The 17,892-nt window shown below is 70.4% G+C and carries 14 protein-coding genes; 8 read left to right on the forward strand and 6 right to left on the reverse strand.

Features of this window, described 5'->3' with window-relative positions; translation table 11 throughout:
• Positions 1 to 311: 311 nt before the first annotated feature.
• Positions 312 to 1,040: a hypothetical protein gene (locus OWM54_RS10735; RefSeq protein WP_267697430.1), complete on the forward strand. Its 729-nt coding sequence runs from the start codon at positions 312 to 314 to the stop codon at positions 1,038 to 1,040.
• Positions 1,041 to 1,191: 151 nt separating this feature from the next.
• Positions 1,192 to 2,601, forward strand: a complete 1,410-nt coding sequence (nhaA, locus tag OWM54_RS10740; protein ID WP_267697431.1) for a Na+/H+ antiporter NhaA — start codon at positions 1,192 to 1,194, stop codon at positions 2,599 to 2,601.
• A gap of 3 nt (positions 2,602 to 2,604) precedes the next feature.
• Here the strand turns inward: nhaA and OWM54_RS10745 are convergent, their stop codons facing one another.
• From OWM54_RS10745 to OWM54_RS10765, 5 genes are all read right to left on the reverse strand, one after another.
• A complete protein-coding gene (locus tag OWM54_RS10745) occupies positions 2,605 to 4,323 on the reverse strand; it encodes a B12-binding domain-containing radical SAM protein (protein WP_267697432.1) in 1,719 nt (572 codons plus the stop codon).
• A 92-nt stretch (positions 4,324 to 4,415) separates the two neighbouring features.
• Positions 4,416 to 4,874 (reverse strand): lipocalin-like domain-containing protein, encoded by a 459-nt coding sequence (locus tag OWM54_RS10750; RefSeq protein ID WP_223748008.1) that lies wholly within the window; start codon positions 4,872 to 4,874, stop codon positions 4,416 to 4,418.
• 43 nt (positions 4,875 to 4,917) lie between these two features.
• A complete protein-coding gene (locus tag OWM54_RS10755; RefSeq protein ID WP_267697433.1) occupies positions 4,918 to 5,751 on the reverse strand; it encodes a hypothetical protein in 834 nt (277 codons plus the stop codon).
• A gap of 517 nt (positions 5,752 to 6,268) precedes the next feature.
• Complete coding sequence (locus OWM54_RS10760) at positions 6,269 to 7,291, reverse strand: deoxyhypusine synthase family protein (RefSeq protein WP_046711849.1); 1,023 nt, start codon at positions 7,289 to 7,291, stop codon at positions 6,269 to 6,271.
• Between the two features lie 204 nt (positions 7,292 to 7,495).
• On the reverse strand, positions 7,496 to 8,023 hold the full coding sequence (locus tag OWM54_RS10765; protein WP_223748006.1) for a TetR/AcrR family transcriptional regulator: 528 nt from the start codon (positions 8,021 to 8,023) through the stop codon (positions 7,496 to 7,498).
• 171 nt (positions 8,024 to 8,194) lie between these two features.
• Between OWM54_RS10765 and OWM54_RS10770 the strand changes: the two genes are divergently transcribed.
• The 3 genes from OWM54_RS10770 to OWM54_RS10780 are packed head-to-tail and all read left to right on the forward strand — an operon-like array spanning position 8,195 to position 13,646.
• Positions 8,195 to 10,090, forward strand: coding sequence for an FAD-binding oxidoreductase (locus OWM54_RS10770; protein ID WP_223748005.1), 1,896 nt, complete (start codon positions 8,195 to 8,197; stop codon positions 10,088 to 10,090).
• A complete protein-coding gene (locus OWM54_RS10775; protein WP_267697434.1) occupies positions 10,090 to 12,699 on the forward strand; it encodes an SDR family oxidoreductase in 2,610 nt (869 codons plus the stop codon). The genes OWM54_RS10770 and OWM54_RS10775 overlap by 1 nt, the downstream gene beginning before the upstream one ends.
• Positions 12,696 to 13,646 (forward strand): NAD-dependent epimerase/dehydratase family protein, encoded by a 951-nt coding sequence (locus OWM54_RS10780; RefSeq protein WP_267697435.1) that lies wholly within the window; start codon positions 12,696 to 12,698, stop codon positions 13,644 to 13,646. Before OWM54_RS10775 ends, OWM54_RS10780 begins: the two co-directional genes overlap by 4 nt.
• A 39-nt stretch (positions 13,647 to 13,685) precedes the next feature.
• Here the strand turns inward: OWM54_RS10780 and OWM54_RS10785 are convergent, their stop codons facing one another.
• A complete protein-coding gene (locus tag OWM54_RS10785; protein WP_267697436.1) occupies positions 13,686 to 14,570 on the reverse strand; it encodes an FAM151A/B family protein in 885 nt (294 codons plus the stop codon).
• Positions 14,571 to 14,812: 242 nt separating this feature from the next.
• Here OWM54_RS10785 and OWM54_RS10790 point away from each other — a divergent pair, with 242 nt between their 5' ends.
• From OWM54_RS10790 to OWM54_RS10800, 3 genes are all read left to right on the forward strand, one after another.
• Positions 14,813 to 15,937 (forward strand): pyridoxal phosphate-dependent aminotransferase, encoded by a 1,125-nt coding sequence (locus OWM54_RS10790; protein WP_267697437.1) that lies wholly within the window; start codon positions 14,813 to 14,815, stop codon positions 15,935 to 15,937.
• Positions 15,938 to 15,999: 62 nt separating this feature from the next.
• Positions 16,000 to 17,118 carry a sensor histidine kinase gene (locus OWM54_RS10795; protein ID WP_267697438.1) on the forward strand — a complete coding sequence of 373 codons (1,119 nt, stop codon included), beginning with the start codon at positions 16,000 to 16,002 and terminating at the stop codon, positions 17,116 to 17,118.
• Entirely contained in the window at positions 17,084 to 17,827 is a 744-nt protein-coding gene (locus OWM54_RS10800) for a LytR/AlgR family response regulator transcription factor (RefSeq protein ID WP_267697439.1), read from the forward strand. Before OWM54_RS10795 ends, OWM54_RS10800 begins: the two co-directional genes overlap by 35 nt.
• Positions 17,828 to 17,892: the final 65 nt, after the last annotated feature.

Genomic DNA, 17,892 nt, shown 5'->3' on the forward strand with positions numbered 1-17,892 from the left:
CGCCGAAGCCCGACATGACTCGCAGGCTCCTCGCACCGGCTCCCTTACGATGAGGTCGCGCGGGAGCATCACACACGCCCGGGCCCGACATGACTCGCTGGCTCCTCGCGCCGCCCTCTTCACGATGAGGCCACGCGAAAGCCTCACTCACGCCGGAGCCCCTCACGGGCCCAGGCGCCTCGCGCCAACGCCCACGGCGCGTCCTCGCGGAAGCCACGCGCACCAGCGCTCGCGAGGTCCTCGGCCCCTCGCTGAACACTCACACGCGGGCCCGTGCCTCAAACACACACGTCTGGCATAGACTGCGCGCCGTGCTCGAGCCCTCGCAGTCCGACCTCACCGCGATGGAAGTGGCGACGATGCGCGGCCTCGCCGAGCAGGCCGCGCTCGCCCAGCAGGGCGAGACCACGCTCGACGTGGAGACCCTGAGCGCCCGCCTGCGCGACGTGGCCCAACGAGGCGGGCCGCCCGAGCTGGGCGCTGTCCTATGGGAACTGCTGAGCTCCGGCACCCTGACGACCGTGCGCGACCGGAAGGGACGCTCCTGCCGGATGCTCGCGGTGAAGGCGCTGCTCAAGCTCGATGGCCCCGAGGCACGGCGCCTGGCACCCGAGGACCTCACCTTCGGGCGCACCCCCACCCTCGCACCGCCGCGATGGGTCCTCGTCATCTCGGCCGCGCTCACCACACTGGGGGGCCTGGGCACCGTGGTCGTGAGCCTGGTCGGCCACACCATGATGAGCCTCGCCTTCCACGGCTCCCCCATCCCCCCCTTCTCCCAGTTCGTGGCAGCACTCACCGGGGGCCTGACAGCCTGGCGAGCCCTCAAGCTGGTCATCGCCCCAGAAGCGCGCCCCTCGGACCTCCGGGCGCTGCTGCTGCTCGCCGCCGCGGGCGGGCTCCTCGTCACCCTGGAGATACCCGCCAGGATGAATGGCGGGCCCAACGGCCTGCTCTCCCCCCTGCTCGCCGCGCTCCCAGCGGCCCTGACGGCCGTCTTCTTCCGCGCCTCGGGCATCCCCTTCCGAGGCAACACGTGAGCCCTCCACGCGCCGGTATTCGTCGACCCACGAAGCCGCCTGTGAGAAGGTGCCCGGGCTTCACACAACGCAAGGGTGCAGCACACCGCTGCAGGACAGTGGATGGTCGGGCCGCCATCCGAGCCGGCTGAGTCGCCGGCGAGGATGCGCCATGTCGACCCCTGTTCCTCCCCGTCCCACATCTCCGCCGGAGGCCTGGGAGCCCCTGCTCCGCCTCGTGCGCCTGGCAAGCCGTCCCCTCGAGCGCTTCCTCCACATCCAGGCCGCGAGCGGAATCCTCCTGCTGGTGGCCGCGGCCGTCGCGCTCGCCTGGGCCAACTCCCCGTGGGCGGAGAGCTACACCCGCCTCTGGCACACCCCCGTCGGCTTCCGGCTCGGCGCGTTCAGCTTCGAGCGCTCGCTGGAGTGGGTCGTCAACGACGGGTTGATGGTCATCTTCTTCTTCGTCGTCGGCATGGAGATCCGCCGCGAGGTCCACCACGGCGAGCTGTCCGAGTGGCGCCGGGCGGCGCTCCCCATCGCGGCGGCGCTCGGCGGGATGCTCGCGCCGGCCCTGCTCTACCTCGCCTTCGCGGGAGCCCCCGAGACGAAGAGCGGCTGGGGCGTCCCGATGGCGACCGACATCGCCTTCGCGCTCGGCATCCTGACGCTGCTCGGCCAGCGCGTGCCGCCCGCCCTGCGCGTGCTGCTGCTGGCCCTGGCCGTCATCGACGACCTGGGCGCCATCGTCGTCATCGCGCTCTTCTACTCCTCGGGTGTCTCGCTCGTCGGGCTGCAGACGGCCGCGCTCGGCTTCGTCGGCGTGCTCGCGATGCAGTGGGTGGGCGTGCGCTCGAAGTGGGCCTACGTCGTCCCCGCGCTCGTCGCGTGGGCGGGCATCTACGCCGCGGGCATCCACCCGACCATCGCCGGCGTCATCGTGGGACTCATGACGCCCGTGCGCGCGTGGCTCGGCCCCCAGGGGCTCCTCGTCGACGTGCGCCAGAAGCTCGAGACGCTCGGGCAACAGGCCACGGACGCGCACTCGCCCGAGGACCTCTCGCGGGTGCTCCGGCACGTGGACGTCGCGCGGCGCGAGGCCCTGTCCCCCGCCGAGAGCCTCATCGAGTCCCTCCACCCCTGGGTGGCCTACGGCATCATGCCGGTGTTCGCGCTCGCCAACGCGGGCGTCCAGCTCTCGGGCGGGACGCTCGGCGCCTCCGCCTGGAGCGTGGCGACGGCCGTGGCCGTGGGCCTCGTCGTGGGCAAGCCCGTGGGTGTGCTGCTCGCCATCGGCGCGACGCTGCGGCTGCGCATCGGCACGCTGCCGGCGGGGCTCACCGTGCGCCACCTCGTGGTGCTCGGCCTGGTCGCCGGCGTGGGCTTCACCATGGCGCTGTTCATCGCGCAGCTTGCCTTCTCGGACCCAGGCCTGCTCGCGGGCGCGAAGCTGGGCGTGCTGGCCGCGAGCGCCTGCGCGGCGGTGCTCGCGCTGGTGCTCGGCCGGCTCCTGCTCTCGCCCGTCACCCCCGGCAACGCGGCGAGGAGCGCGGACGAGGCGGAGAGCTCCACCGAGCTGTGAGGCTCAGCCCGGCTGGAGGAAGCGCCCCTCCACCAGGTGGTCGATGACCTCCCGCGCGGAGTGGGGGTCCAGCCGGGCCTTGCTGCCCAGATGGGACACCGCGCTGGACACCGTGGTGGGGCGCTCGAACGCGGCGAGGGCCGCCAGCAGGATGGCCCCGTCGTCGCCCTGGACCAGCGTGGGGTCGGAGAACCTGCGCGGGTTGACGGTGGGCGCGCAGCTCAAGGTGATGCCGTCGACGGAGCGCAGGACGGTCACCTCCTCCCGCGCGACCTTCACCGGAGCCCGGTGGCTGCCCAGCCAGTCCCCCAGCGAGAAGCGCCGGGGCGAGGACGCGGTGTTGACCAGGCGCGTGCGCCCGTTGACGTCGAGGTTGCGTCGGGCGTCGCGGTGCTTCCACGCCAGCGCGTCCACCTGCTCGGAGGTGCGCTGCACCGCCGCCTCCAGCTTCGCGTCGCGGAAGCGAATCATCGGGACGGACACGTCCCCCGGCTCGCGGCGCTCGAAGAAGTCGAGGAACTCGTTGAACGTGCGCGCCTCGCTCACCATGTCGAACCGCGCGGGGTGCTCGGTGACGAGCGCTCCGGGCTGCGACTCCAGCCGCTGGTAGCCCACCACGCAGTCCTGGTCGATGATGCGTCTGACGAGCGCGAGCTCCTCGACGAGCGTGGCCTCGCTGGCGAACGGCAGCCCGCCGATGCCGGAGATTTCGACGCCCAGATTCTTGTAGCGGCGGCAGCCCTCGATGAGCTCGAGCAGCTCCCGGTCCTTCGCGCACGGCTTGAGCAGCCCGCGGCCCATCTGCTCCAGGCGCTGCTTCTCGGAGAAGCAGCCGATGTCCACCACCATGTAGACACGCTCGAAGGTGTTCGACAGCGCCTCGACCAGCTCCAGGCGCGGCACGCCCCACAGGAAGTACGTGCAGCAGTGGCGCGACAGGTCCACGCCCGCCCAGGTGCTGCCCAGGAACTCCGCCGAGCTCCCCGCGAAGTCGTAGCGCATCTGCCACGTCTTGCCGGCGATCTCCTGGTGGTCCCTCCGGACGCTCTCCTCGGAGCGCAGGAAGGGCTTTGCCCGACCGAAGGCGGCCTTCTGGTTGCCGCGCGCGCCGCCGCAGTACAGGCAGTTCTCGCCGCACCCCTTGCCCGGCGCCACCCAGCCGGAGAACGAGTTCAGGTCGAGCTGGCTCAGGAACATCTCGTCGAAGTGCGAGTAGAAGACGTCCTCGGTGTTGGTGGCGCCCTGCACGTACTCGAGCGGCAGCCGGCGCGCACGGCCATCCGGGTCCCGCCTCACGCAGTTGGGCGGAGCGTCCTCCCCCTGGCACAGGGCCAGCAGCGGCCGCTCACCGTCCCCCAGCACCACGTGGTCGATGCAGTCGAACGCGTGCAGCTCCCGCCACCAGAAGGAGGCGGAGTTGCCGCCCACGACGACGCGGATGGACGGGTCGATCTTCCGCAGCGTCCGCGCGATGAGCAGCGCGCGGTCCACGTGGTGGAACCACTTGAGGCTGATGCCCACCAGCTTGGGGCGCACGCGTCGCACCAGGGCCTCGAACGAGCGGATGACCTCGGCCTCCGTCTCGTCGCCGTCGTACAGCCGCACGAAGGCCTCGATGCCGCCGCGTCGCAGGTAGCTCGCCAGGTAGAGGATGCCGCACGTGGCCTCCCCCATCCCGGCACCGACGAGGAGCACTGGCGAGAGCACACGACCACCACCCATGGGACACGCACCGACCTTTCCGACGAAGGCCGCCCAGCGTAGTCCATCCGGGGCGGTGGACGCGCTCCAGGTTCGAGCCTCGGAGCGGGCCCTCAGTGGCTCGGCGTGCCCGCCCGGCCGCTCAGCCTGCGCCAGGTCAGCACCATCACCCCGCTGCCCCCCGCGAAGGGCATGGGGTCGGTCCGGAGCGAGAGCTTCTCGCCCTCCACGAGAACATGCCGCCGTTGCACCACCCCCACCCAGTTCGGGAAGAGGCTCCCCTCGATGGCGTGGGACACGACGCGCGCGTCCTCGTCGACGGAGTAGGTGCCGAAGTAGAAGGCGGCCCCATCCATCGCCGCCTTCGCCTCCTGGGGCTTGCTGGCCAGCGGGTCCGGGGACTCGAAGAAGGCCCTGTCTCCGCGCATGAGCTGGACGGACATGTTCGCGTGCGCGTCGTACATCAGGCAGCCCAGCAGGTGGATTCCGAAGGGGTGGCTGCGCCGGCCATCCGGCTGCACGTACTCCATGGACACGAGCTTCCAGGTTCCCACCAGTTCATCCTTGAGCATCACGTCACCTCCATGTGGAACATCGGGAATCACGTCGCGGGTCTCAGGCGGGCACGACCTCGAGCTTGAAACGGCCCAGCCGCTGGCCCGCGTCGCTCTCCACGGTGATGACGAACCGGCCCGCCCCGTCGGAGACACAGACGATCCGCTGCGCCTGGCCCGGGTCCACCACGTCCTTGCAGGCGATGGCACAGCGGCTGATCCAGAACCTCCCGTACCCGGGGAAGTGCCCCACCAACGAGCACGCATTCGCCAGGGTCAGGGTCAGGGGACAGAGCGGACGGAGGTCGAAGTGGCCCGCGAAGTCCTCGCGAGCCAACCCCGGCAGTGACGCCCGGAGCATCCTCCCGGGCTCCATCCACTCCAGCGTCATGGGCCGAATGGGGTCCGCATACGGGCTCGGCTGCCCGGGGGACCACGAGGGCCGCGCCGACGCATCAGCGCCCTTGAGCCCCACGAACTCCTCCTCCGTCAGGACCAGCAAGGCTCCGTCCAGCTCCGCGTAGCGCTCGCCCTTGTCCGTCAGACACATCCCGCTCACCCGATAGATGGGGAACAGGTTCGAGCGGTCGATGCCCTCCAGGCGTCCCACGCACTGGAAGACCTCCGATTCGGTGGCCTCCACCGGGAACACCCGGAGTTCGGCGCGGCTGCCCAGGTAGTAGTGACGGGCCTTCACCGGGTTCGCCGCGGCGCCAATCAGGGCGCCGTGGAGGGCCATGGAGCGCAGCGTCTCGGAGAGGCTCAACAACGTCGTCTCGGCGTGACGCCGCTGCTCGGGCTTGAACCAGCCGAGCACGACATCATCCTTGACCGTCACGTCGAACGCCCTGGCATACGGCGCGGTCTCTCCAATGAGTTCGAGCAGAGGCTTCATTGCACGCGTCCCTTCCTGTCCACGCCTGACGACAGCGCGGAGCGAGCCACTCGGGCAGGTGATGAATCACGCCCGGTCGGAAACCCGATGTCTCCCTGGATGAGCACGGCACGATTCACGACCGGGCGGCTCATACATCACCACGCCCGTCCCTGACGTCAACCCGAAACACAGACGTACTCCAGGGCAACAATCACAGACAATGCGGGCGCCGACACACCCCGCATCACGCGCCCCGCCTGTGTTTCACCCGCGCCCCGCACCCGCGCCCGGGGCTCGCCCGCCAGGGCCAGTGCCCACCGGTCGACACCGGGCCTCACCGGGCCTCCAGGCGCGTCAGCACGGCTCGCGGGAATGCGCGAGCACCCGAGCACGTCGACCCTCGAGGAGCGTCACCTCGGCGCCGGAGCGGCCAGGCCTCGTGGGAGCATTCCACGAGGCGGCCACGTCACGGCGAATCCGGCGCGGGGCGGAGATACGGACCGCCCCGGCAAGCCGTCACAGCCCTGCGAACGTCTCAGCCGCGGTGCTTCGCGATGAGGGCGCCCGCCGCCTTGGGGTTGCCCTGGCACTCGAGCAGCGCGCGCAGCATCAGCGGGACGACGATGGTGGCGTCCGACTCGATGACGAACATCGGCGTCGTCTCCGTCAGCTTGTCCCAGGTGATCTTCTCGTTGGGCGTGGCGCCCGAGTACGAGCCGTAGGACGTCGTCGAGTCGCTGATCTGGCAGAAGTACGCCCACGGCTTCACGGGCTTCTGCAGGTCGTACTTGATGGAGGGGACGACGCAGATGGGGAAGTCACCGGCGATGCCGCCGCCAATCTGGAAGAAGCCCACGCCCTGGCCCGCGGACAGCTCCTCGTAGCGGTCATAGAAGTCCGCCATGTACTCGATGCCGGACTTGACGATGCTCGCGCTGCACTCGCCCGACTTCACGTAGGACGCGAAGATGTTGCCGAACGTCGAGTCCTCATAGCCGGGGACCACGATGGGCAGCTTGCGCCGCGCCGCCTCGAGCAGCCAGCAGGCCTCCGGGTCTCCCTCGTACGCCGAGGGGTCCAGCATCTGGATGACCTCGTAGAAGTACTCGTGCCAGAAGCGGCGCTGGCCCTTCTCCGTCGCCGTCTTCCACATCGGGACGATGAACTTCTCCACCGCGCGGAACGCCTCGTCCTCCGGGATGCTCGTGTCCGTCACCCGGCGCATCCGCTGCTCGAGGATCTTCGTGTCGTCCTGCTTGGTGAAGTAGCGGTACTCCGGGAAGTCCTTGTACGCCGCGTGCGCGACGAGCCGGAAGAGCGACTCCTCCAGGTTGGCGCCCGTGACGGACAGGCCGTGAATCAGGCCCGAGCGGATGGCCGGCGCCAGGGTGATGCCCAGCTGCGCCGACGACATCGCGCCCGCGACGCTCCAGAACATCCGCCCCCCCGTGGAGACGTGGTCCCAGTAGGACAAGAGCGAGTCGCGCGTCGCCCGCGCGTTGAAGTTCTTGTAGTTCGCGAGGATGAACTCGAGGACGGGCAGTTCGGACGTCGACATGTAGGCCTCCAGCAACAACGGGGTCGATGCTCGGGAGGCGCCAGCCGAAGAAATGCCACCCGAGGACACCCTACGGTCGCGACGAGATGCCGCGCCGCCATCGGAGCGTCGAGTGGCTGGGCGCTAGCTAGCACAGCGGGAGCGGGCCGGCCAACTTCGTTCAACCCCGCCCCCAGGCGGGGCCCGCCCGGCCGCCTGCCCCCTTCAGATGCGCTCCACCACCCTCAGGGCGAAGCGCACGAAGCGCGCGTCGAGCGGCTCGTTGAGCATCAGCCGCTGCCACACCAGCCCGGAGAGCACGTTGACCACCAGCTCCCGGTCCGCCGGCCGCCGGTCGACGAGGCAGGCCCGGAGCTCGTCGCCGCGCGGCCGCACCAGCTGGGCGACCAGCCGCCGGTGGAGGTCCTCGTCGAACTGCGCCTCCGCCATCAGCGCGCGCAGCACCGGCGCCGCCTCCGAAGCGCCCCGGCACAGCTCCACCAGCGTGGAGGACAGGGACGGCCTGCGCGGGCCGCGCAGCCTGGGCGCCTGGCTCACCCACTCCGAGAACGCGTCCAGCACCAGCGCCCCCTTGCCGGGCCACCAGCGGTAGAGGGTCTGCTTCCCCGCACCGGCCCGCTTCGCCACATCCCCCATGGTGACGGCCGCATAGCCCCGCTCCAGCACCAGCTCCTGCGCCGCCACCAGGATGGCCCGGCGCACGCCCTCGTCCCTCGGTCGGCCTGCACGCATGACTTCTCTTTACGAGACTTCCTGTCTCGGAAGAAGCCGGATTACGAGACCCGGAGTCTCGTCAGGGCACTTACGAGACGATGCGTTCCGAAAGTGCGTAACGCGGTGCGCACCTGCGCAAAGCGCGCGCGTTGACGCAGCGAGCAACCCTATGTACCACTGCGCGCGACCATGGCTGACAAATCAGGATTGCTGCACCGTCTGGGTAATGCGGTGCAGAGCGGAACCGGCGAGCGCCTCGACGGCAAGTCGTCCACCGTGTCGTCTGGAGACACGCGCTTCACGCCCCCCGTCTCCCCCGCGTCCCAGGACGTCGAATCCCTCGAGGGCTGGGGCTTCGAGGACACGCGCTTCGTGGTGCAACCCGATGGCAGCACGCTGCTGACGGGCACCCGCTACAACATCAGCAACGTGGCGCTGCCGGAGCTGATGCCGTGGTTCGCCGCCAAGCTGGCCTCGCCGCTGGGCTACGACAACCGCAACGAGCCCCACTACCCGCCCCAGATTCCCGAGGCGAAGAAGGACGAGGCGCTGCTCACCGCGCTGCGCGCCTTCCTGAAGGAGGACCAGCTCACCGACGACCCGAAGCAGCGGCTGCGCCGGGGCCACGGGCACACGGGCGGGGAGATCTGGGCCATCCGCTACACGAAGCTGGACCGCGTCCCGGACCTGGTGGTCTTCCCGCGCGGCCACGACGAGGTCGTGAAGCTGGTGGAGACCGCCTCGAAGCACGGCGCGTGTGTCATCCCCTTCGGCGGCGGCACCAACGTCACCGAGGCCCTGCGCATCCCGCTGTCGGAGGCGCGCCTGGTCATCGCCGTGGACATGCGGCAGATGAACCGCGTCCTGTGGATCGACACCGTCAACCGCATGGCCTGCATCGAGGCGGGGGCCACCGGCCGCCACCTGATGAGCGAGCTGGCGAAGTTCGGCTTCACCATGGGCCACGAGCCCGACAGCCTGGAGTTCTCCACGCTGGGCGGCTGGATTGCGACCAACGCCAGCGGCATGAAGAAGAACCGCTACGGCAACATCGAGGACCTGGTGCTGGACATGCGGGTCGTCACCGCCCAGGGCATCGTGGAGCGCCCGCGCCAGGCGCCGCGTGAGAGCGTGGGCGTCAACCCGCGCCAGTACATGTTCGGCAGCGAGGGCAACTTCGGCATCATCACCACGGCGGTGGTGAAGCTCTTCCCGCTGCCCGAGGTCCAGCGCTACGGCTCGGTCATCTTCCCGGACCTCGCCGAGGGCCTGGCGTTCCTCTACGAGCTGCAGCAGTCCGGCGCGGTGCCCGCCAGCGTGCGGGTGATGGACAACACCCAGTTCCACTTCGGCCAGGCGCTCAAGCCCGCCAAGCACGGGCTGGCCGCGAAGCTGAAGAGCGAGCTGGAGAAGGTCGTCGTCACCAAGCTCAAGGGCTTCGACCCGTACAAGCTCGCGGTGGCGACCATCGTGTTCGAGGGCTCGCGCGAGGAGGTCGACTTCCAGGAGAAGACGCTCTACCGCATCGCCGCGGCGCACGGCGGCATGAAGGGCGGCGGCGCCAACGGCGAGCGCGGCTACCAGCTCACCTTCGGCATCGCCTACATCCGCGACCTCACCTTCGAGCACTGGGCCATCGCGGAGAGCTTCGAGACGAGCGTGCCGTGGAGCCGCGCGCTGGAGCTCTACGAGCGCGTGCAGCGTCGGGTGGAGAAGGAGCACGCCCTGCTGAAGCTGCCCGGCAAGGTGTTCTTCACCGGCCGCCTCACCCAGGTCTACCAGACGGGCGTGGTCATCTACTTCTACCTGGGCTTCTACGCGAAGGGCGTGGAGGACCCGGTGGGCGCCTACGCGGCGCTCGAGCACGCGGCGCGCGAGGAGATCCTCGCCGCGGGCGGCTCACTGTCGCACCACCATGGCGTCGGAAAGATCCGCCGCGACTTCCTGCCGGAGGTCTACTCCGAGGGCGCGCTGGCGCTGAACCGCAAGGTGAAGGCGGCCATCGACCCGCAGAACGTCTTCGGCGCGTCGAACAGCGGCATCAACGGCCCGGTGGCGCTCACCCCGAACGAGGAGCCTCACTGATGTCCCGCCATGTCTTTCTCACCGGCGTCACCGGCTTCGTCGGCAAGGTGGTGCTGGAGGCGCTGCTGCACCAGGGCGTCGAGCGCGTCACCGTGCTGGTCCGCGAGTCCAAGGACCGTCAGGGCCGCGTGCAGTCGGCCGCGGAGCGCTTCGCCAAGGTGGCCCAGGCCGCGTGCTTCTCACGCCTGCCGGCCGGCTGGACTCAGCAGGTCGACGTGGTGAGCGGTGATCTGGAGCAGCCCGCCTGCGGCCTGTCCGCCGCGGACCGGGACGCCGTGCGCGGCGGCGTCACGCACGTGGTGCACTGCGCGGCGAGCGTGGAGTTCGACCTGCCGCTCGCGCAGGCGACGTCCGCCAACATCCGCAGCGCGCTGTCCGTGCTGGAGCTGGCGCGCGAGTGCCCCAAGGTGGTGGGCATGGTCGACGTGTCGACCGCGTACGTCAGCGTCTGGCGCCCCGGCCCCGTCGAGGAGAAGCTGGCGCACCTGCCCAAGCCCGCCTCGGAGCTCTACGAGGCGTTCCAGGTGGCGCAAGGCGACGGCCGCGAGTGGCTGACGCTCACCGGCCACCCCAACACCTATACGCTCACCAAGAGCGTCGCCGAGCACCTCATCTGCGAGCGGCGCGGCCACGTGCCCGTGGTCATCGTGCGCCCCAGCATCGTGTCGGCCGCGCACCGCGCGCCCTTCCCCGGCTGGCTCGACAGCCCGGCGGCGCTCGCCGGGTGCCTGCTGTACAGCGGCCTGGGCGTGGTGCGGGCCTTCAACGCGGACCCGTCGGTGCGCCTGGACGTGGTGCCGGTGGACGTGGTGGCCAGTGAAGTGGTGCGCGCGGTGTTCGGCCCCATGCCGGCCGAGGGTCAGCCGGTGCCCATCGTCCACGCCACCATGGGCGTGCAGCGGGCGCTGCGCATCGACATGGCGGCGGCGGCCACCATCGAGTGGTTCAAGCACCGCCCCGGCGTGGTGAAGGCGCCCGACATGTTCGTCGGCCGCAAGGACCACGGCTTCGACGCCGCGGACCTGGTGCGGCGCGAGCTGCCCGTGCAGTTGCAGAAGGCCGCCCTGACGGTGCTCGGGCAGAGCAAGGCCCTGCGCAAGCTGGTGCGCGCGGACCAGAAGGTCCAGTACCTCAACGAGGGCTTCTCGTACTTCACGCACCACACCTTCGACTTCGTGCGCGCCGCGCCGCTGGAGGTCCCCGGCTTCGAGCCTCGCGAGTACGTGCGCGTGGTGAACGAGGGCATGTACCGCCACCTGCTGTCGCGCGACGAGTCCCAGGTGTCCTTCGCCGGGCCCAAGCACGATGACGGGCGGGCGGACAGCACGTGGCTCAAGGAGCGCCCGGCCTCCAACACCACGCTCAAGGTGTTCGGCTATGCGCTGCGCAAGACGTTCCGCCACTGCACCAGCGACGTGACGTTCGACCGGCCCTCGTTCGAGCGCGCGATGGCGCAGGTGCCCCCGGGCGCGCTGGTGGTGCTGGCGCCCACGCACCGCAGCTACTTCGACTTCCTGCTCACCAGCTACCTGTGCTTCCAGCACCCGGAGCTGGGCATCTCCATGCCGCACATCGCCGCGGCGGAGGAGTTCGGCCGCATCCCGGTGGTGGGCCCCATCCTCAAGGACTCGCAGGCCTTCTTCATCAAGCGCGGCGTGGGCCGCGAGGTGCCGGAGCTGGGCGAGGAGCTGCGCCGGCTCACCGAGAAGAACGCGTCGCTCATGTTCTTCATCGAGGGCCAGCGCAGCCGCGCGCGGCTGATGCTGCCGCCCAAGCGGGGCCTCTTGCGCGCCCTGCAGAACACGGGGCGCCAGTTCGTCGTCCTGCCGGTGGCCATCTCCTACGACCGGCTCCCGGAGGAGGCGTCGCTGTGCGAGGAGCTGTCGGGCAAGCCGCGCCCGAAGATGACGCTCACGGGCGTCATGTCGTGGCTGGGCCGGCTCGCGCGTGGGCAGGTGCAGCTGGGCCGCGTCCACGTGGCGTGCGGCCAGCCCCAGGCGATGGGCCCGGACACGGACGTGCGCGCGCTGAGCCACACGGTGATGGCCGAGCTGCAGCGCCACACCACGGTGAGCAGCTTCCACCTGCGCGCGTTCCTCGCCGAGCACCCGATTCCGGGCGTCGACGAGGCCTGGCTGAAGGACGCCATCGAGCGGCGGGGCGGGCGCGTCATCGCCAGCGAGCTGCCGGTGCCCTCGCCCCTGACCCCGACGCTGGCGCACTCGCTGCGCAACCAGTGGCAGAACTGGTTCGCGGGCGACGTGCTGGCGCGCCAGCCGGGCAACCCCGCGCTGGAGACGCACCTGTTGCGCTACCGCTGGTGCGCCACGCCACTGGCGGAGATGGGCGACGCGCGCGTCGACGCGGTGGTGAAGGCGCTCTTCGAGCCCGTGGTGCGCGACTACCTGGAAGCGACGAAGGTGAGCGCGCCGTGCGAGCTGAAGGCCGTGCCGGTGGCGCACCGTCCGCACCTGGACGGCGTGGTGCAGGCGCTCTTGTCGCTCGACATCGTGAAGCCCTCGGGTGACGACCTCGAGTGGGGCCCGAACGCGGCCCAGCTCGCCCAGTTCCAGCAGGCCTGCGCGTGGCGGGGCGAGGTGCAGTCGTGAAGACGCTCGTCACGGGTGCCAGCGGCTTTCTGGGGCGAAACCTGCTCGAGGTCCTGGGCGACGACGCCATTGCCCTGGTGCGCTCGCCGCTCGACGCGAAGGTTCAGCAAGTGTCGGGCACGCCGATGGAGCCCGACGCGTGGCTGTCCCAGGCGAAGGGCACGCGCGTGGTGATTCACGCGGCGGGCATGGTGCACCACAGCCGGCACCACGCCGAGGAGATGGTGCGCTTCAACATCGACAGCTCCCTGGCGATGGTGCGCGCGGCAAAGGCGCTCGATGCGCGGATGGTGCTGGTGTCGACGTCCGGCACGGTGGGCTGCTTCCCCCACGCCACCATCGAGGCGGACGAGCACTCGCTCTACGCAGAGGGCGTCGTCGGCCGCTGGCCCTACTACCTGTCGAAGATTCGCGCCGAGGAGCAGTCGCGGAAGCTCGCGAAGCAGCTGGGCGTGGAGCTGACGGTGGTGCGGCCTCCGGTGCTGCTCGGGCCGGGCGACACGCTGGGCCGCTCGACGACCAACGTCGCGCGCGTGCTCAACGGTCGGCTGCCGTTCATCCCCGCGGGCGGCATCGCCTTCACCGACGTGCGCGACGTGGCGCACGCGCTCGCGCGGCTGGCGAAGCGCGACACCTGGCGCGACACGTACCACCTGCCCGGGACGTCCCTGCCCTTGCGCACCTTCTTCGAGCGCGTGGGCGAGGTCGCCGGCATCAAGGTGGACAAGCCCGACGTGCCCACGCTCGTCGTGCAGGGCCTGGCGAAGCTGGGCTCGAAGGTGCCGCTCAAGAAGCTGCCGGACCCCGTCGTGCTCGAGATGTCCACGTGCCACTGGGGCTTCAAGACCCTGTGGAGCCACGAGGAGCTCGACTACCAGCCGCGCGCCCACCGCCAGACGCTGAGCGACACGGTGGCGTGGCTGCGGCAGTCCCAGCCCCGCGCCTAGAAGGCCTGGCGGTGGCGTCCCGTCCACCGCCAGCCTGACTCAGCCGCCGAAGGCCTTGTCCCACTGCGTGCGGAACCAGTTCTTCGCGGCGTCCACCTTGCCGCCCCAGTTGTTCCCGTGGGGCCCGGCGATGTCGACGACGCCGTTGACGCCCCGCTCGCGCAGCGCTTCGGCGGCCTTCACCGGGTCGTCGGCCTCGCCCCACACGGACACGGTGCCCGCGGGCAGGAAGGTCTCGATGGCCTCGTCCGACAGCTTGTCGTGGCGCACCACGAAGGTGACGGGGCCGCCCAACTTCTCGGCCTGCTCGACCATCTTCCGGGCGTCGGCGGCCTTCACCTCGCCTTCGGTGGGCGGGTTGATGGCGAGGATGGCATTGGGGAAGCGCTCGCGAATCTCCGGCCCCCACTTCTCCATGGCCTCGAAGCCCAGGTTGAGCATCAGCCTGTCCTGGGGAATGCCCACCTTCTCGATTTCATCGAGGACGGCCGGCACCTGGTCGCTCTCCTTGATGTCGAGCTTGAGCCCGCGCCCCGACTCCTTCCCCATCGTCAGCCATTCATTGAGGGTGAGGTTGTCGCCGTCCTCGTGCGCCTTGTCGTGACGCATCTCCGGCGTGTCGTTGTTGATCTCCTTGCGGACATCCCCCTCGAACCAGTTGGCGTCGCTGTCGAGCGCGGCCTGGAACTCCTCCTTGGTGTTGGTGCGGTGCGCGTTGCGGGCCTCCGACAACGGCAGGTCTCCGGACCAGGTATTGCCCGCGGGTGCCGAGGACTCGGCGGCGGGCTTCGCCTCGAAGGTGTCCGCCTGGGAGTAGCCCGTGGGCTTCGTGGCGGGCTTCGCCTCGGCGGGCGGAGGTGGAGGCGGACGTCTGGGCAGCTCCACCACCGGACGACGGATACGGCCGACGGAATCGAAAGACATGGCTCGAAGCCTCCCCATCACATTCTCGGGAATCAGCGCTCGAAAGGTGCTGCGTCCATCCGCGCGGGAAAAAGCGCCCCGCGGCTGTACGCCCGAGAAATGCCGCGGCTCGTCGACGCGGCTCGCCACTCACCGACGCCAGGCGCGCCTCACAGATGCGCCCCCTCCGGAAGCACGCGGGAACGTCTAACCTCCCCCTGGCGCGAACCCACACCCCGCCCACTCGCGCAGGGAGAACCCTCGTGCCCCACCCCCTTCCCACCCGCCGAGCGCTCCTCGCCGGCGCCGCCGCCGCGCTCGTGGTCCGCCCCGAGCTGTCGATGGCCGCGCCCGCCCCTCGCAAGAACTGGAGCCAGGACCCCGTCCGCCTCTTCTTCAACGAGAACCGCTACGGCCCCTGCGAGGGCGCCCTGCGGGTGATGCGCGAGTCGCTCCACCTCTCCAGCCGCTATGCGTCACAGGACCGCGTCGACGCGCTCAAGCGCCTCATCGCCGAGCAGGAAGGACTGACGCCCGAGCACGTCCTGCTCACCGCGGGCGCCTTCGAGGCGCTGGTCCTCATCGCCAACGAGTTCGCGTCCGGAGGCGGCGGCGTCATCTGTCCCGACCCGTCCTTCCCCATCGTGGCCAACTACGCCGAGCGGGCCGGAGGCAAGGTCCAGCGAGTGCCCCTGGACGCCACGATGACGCACGACCTGGACGCGCTCGCGGCGCGCGTGGACGCGGGCACGAAGCTCGTCTCGGTCTGCAATCCCAACAACCCCACCGGCACCATCGTCGATTCGGGCCGGCTGCGCGCCTTCTGCGAGGCCGTGGCCCCCCGCGCCACCGTGCTGGTGGACGAGGTCTACATCCAATACCTGGAGCCCGCGCCCGGCCTCTCCATGGTCGACCAGGTGCGCGCGGGGAAGGACGTCATCATCACCCGCTCCTTCTCCAAGATTCACGGCCTCGCCGGCATGCGCGTGGGCTACGCGCTGGCCCAGCCCGCGCTCGTGAAGAAGCTCTCCGAGCGGCAGATGACGCTGCCCAACGCCCTCTCCATCGAGGCCGCGCTCGCCAGCCTCCAGGACAAGGCCTTCGTGCCGCGCATCCGCAAGCTCATCACCGACGCGCGCCGCATCACCACCAAGGCCCTGGACACCGTGGGGATGAAGTACGTGCCGGGCCACGCCAACTTCGTCTGGATGCCCCTGCCCCCGGAGCTGCTGGATTTGCCCGTGCGCTTCGCGCCCCACGGCTTCCACCTGACGACCCAGCCCACCGTGTCCATCGCGGCGGAGGCCGCGCGCCTGCGGCTGACGGTAGGCACGGTGGAGGAGATGACCGCCTTCGCCGCGCTGCTGCGCTCAATGCTCGGGCGATGAGGCAGCCAGGCGAACATGTCGGTCCGTCGTCGGGCCCGGAGCCCTCTGGTACCCTGCCGCGCATGGACTCCCGCGCGGCGTCGAGGCCCTCCTTCTGGCCGATGCAGTTCGGCGGCTGGGGGCTCTACGCGCTCCTGCTCATCGTCACCTTCCTGCCCGCGGCCGCGGCCGATGGGCGGACCGTGTCACTGCTCATGGCCAAGGGCAGCCGGGCGATGTTCGGCCTGGTGCTCACCTCGTTGATGCGGCTGGGCTACCAGCGCATGTTCCCCGGGAGCTTCACCCGGCAGGCCGCCTGGGCCATGGTCACCAGCGCGGTGTTCGGCGTGGTGTGGATGGGCCTCGCCGAGGTGTGGGCCACGTGGCTGTATGACACGTACGACTGGCGCACCAACCGCATGATGTTCGGCAGGGCCGCGCTCGACTACGCGGTGACGCTCTTGGGCTGGAGCGGGCTGTACTTCGGAATCAAGCACGCCCAGGCGTGGCAGGACGAGCGCGAGCGGGCGCTGAAGGCGGCCACCCTGGCGCAGGAGGCGCGGCTGGCGTCCCTGCGGCACCAGGTGCGTCCGCACTTCCTGTTCAACGCGCTGACGTCGGTGCGCGCGCTGATTGGCGAGGACCCGGCGCGCGCCAGGCGCATGGTGACGGAGATGGCGGACTTCCTGCGCTTCTCGCTCCAGAAGGGGGACAGCCCGCATGTGCCCCTGGAGGAGGAGCTCGCCATGGTGCGCAGCTACCTGAGCATCGAATCGGTGCGCTTCGAGGAGAAGCTGGACGTGCGGGTGTCGGTGATGCCGGGCACCGAGCGGCTCTCCGTGCCCGCCTTCCTCATCCAGCCGCTGGTGGACAACGCGGTGAAGCACGGGCTGGCGTCGGGGAAGCTGCCGGTGCGGGTGCGGCTGGGAATCACGCGGGAGCACGACGTGCTGCGCATCCTGGTGGAGAACACCGGCGTGTGGGCGCCGCCCGCGCGGGAGATGGGCCCCGAGGGCACGGGCACGGGGCTTCGCAACGTGCGCGAGCGGCTGGCCCAGCTCTACGCGGAGCGCGCGCGGCTGGAGACCTCCGAGGAGGAGGGCTGGGTGCGCGTCCGCGTGGAGCTGCCCGCCCTGGAGTGGACCCCGATTCTCGCCGAGGAGTCACATGACGCCCCCGCTGCGCGCGTTGCTGGTGGATGACGAACGGCTGGCGCGCGCCGAGCTGCGCGAGATGCTGACGCCCTTCCCCCACGTGAAGGTGGTGGGCGAGGCGGACAGCGTGGCCAGCGCGCTCGCGCGAATCGACGAGCTGAAGCCGGAGCTGCTGTTCCTGGACGTGCAGATGCCGGGAGAGAGCGGGTTCGATTTGCTCGCCCGGCTGCCCGAGCCTCGTCTGGAGGTCATCTTCGTGACGGCCTTCGACGCGCACGCGCTCCGGGCGTTCGAGGTCAACGCGCTCGACTACCTGCTCAAGCCCGTGCACCCGGAGCGGCTGGCCCGGACGCTGGCGCGACTGGGGGACGCGGAGAAGGACAAGCCCGCTCCCTCGCAAGCGCCCTCGCGCCACAAGCTGACCGAGACGGACATGCTGTTCCTGGAGAACGGCGCGAAGTCGCGCTTCGTGCGGGTGGACCAGCTGGTCTGCCTGCGCGGCGCGGGCGACTACGTGGAGCTGGTGACGGTGGACGGGACGTGCACGCTCTCGCCTCGGCCCCTGAAGGAGTGGGAGGCCCGGCTGCCGGAGCGGACCTTCGCGCGCATCCACCGCTCCGCCCTGGTCAACCTGACGCTCGTCGAGCGCGTGGACCGGGGGCTCGGCGGTGGTGGCGACGTGTACCTGCGCGGCGTGGAGTCACCGCTGCCGCTCAGCCGCAGCTACGCGGCCGTGCTCAAGGAGCGCTTCGGCTGACGCCCCTGGCGCGTACGGCAGGAACTCGATGACACGCTGGACCTGCGTTGAGTCACACAGGCCGC

The sequence above is a fragment of the Myxococcus sp. MISCRS1 genome (assembly GCF_026626605.1).
GTDB lineage: Bacteria > Myxococcota > Myxococcia > Myxococcales > Myxococcaceae > Myxococcus > Myxococcus fulvus.

Excerpts from the sequence above, each read along its gene's own strand:
- nhaA (WP_267697431.1), top strand. The coding sequence starts at position 1,192 with ATGTCGACCCCTGTTCCTCCCCGTCCCACATCTCCGCCGGAGGCCTGG.
- OWM54_RS10745 (WP_267697432.1), bottom strand. The coding sequence starts at position 4,323 with ATGGGTGGTGGTCGTGTGCTCTCGCCAGTGCTCCTCGTCGGTGCCGGG.
- OWM54_RS10750 (WP_223748008.1), bottom strand. The coding sequence starts at position 4,874 with ATGCTCAAGGATGAACTGGTGGGAACCTGGAAGCTCGTGTCCATGGAG.
- OWM54_RS10755 (WP_267697433.1), bottom strand. The coding sequence starts at position 5,751 with ATGAAGCCTCTGCTCGAACTCATTGGAGAGACCGCGCCGTATGCCAGG.
- OWM54_RS10760 (WP_046711849.1), bottom strand. The coding sequence starts at position 7,291 with ATGTCGACGTCCGAACTGCCCGTCCTCGAGTTCATCCTCGCGAACTAC.
- OWM54_RS10765 (WP_223748006.1), bottom strand. The coding sequence starts at position 8,023 with ATGCGTGCAGGCCGACCGAGGGACGAGGGCGTGCGCCGGGCCATCCTG.
- OWM54_RS10770 (WP_223748005.1), top strand. The coding sequence starts at position 8,195 with ATGGCTGACAAATCAGGATTGCTGCACCGTCTGGGTAATGCGGTGCAG.
- OWM54_RS10775 (WP_267697434.1), top strand. The coding sequence starts at position 10,090 with ATGTCCCGCCATGTCTTTCTCACCGGCGTCACCGGCTTCGTCGGCAAG.
- OWM54_RS10785 (WP_267697436.1), bottom strand. The coding sequence starts at position 14,570 with ATGTCTTTCGATTCCGTCGGCCGTATCCGTCGTCCGGTGGTGGAGCTG.
- OWM54_RS10795 (WP_267697438.1), top strand. The coding sequence starts at position 16,000 with ATGGACTCCCGCGCGGCGTCGAGGCCCTCCTTCTGGCCGATGCAGTTC.
- OWM54_RS10800 (WP_267697439.1), top strand. The coding sequence starts at position 17,084 with ATGACGCCCCCGCTGCGCGCGTTGCTGGTGGATGACGAACGGCTGGCG.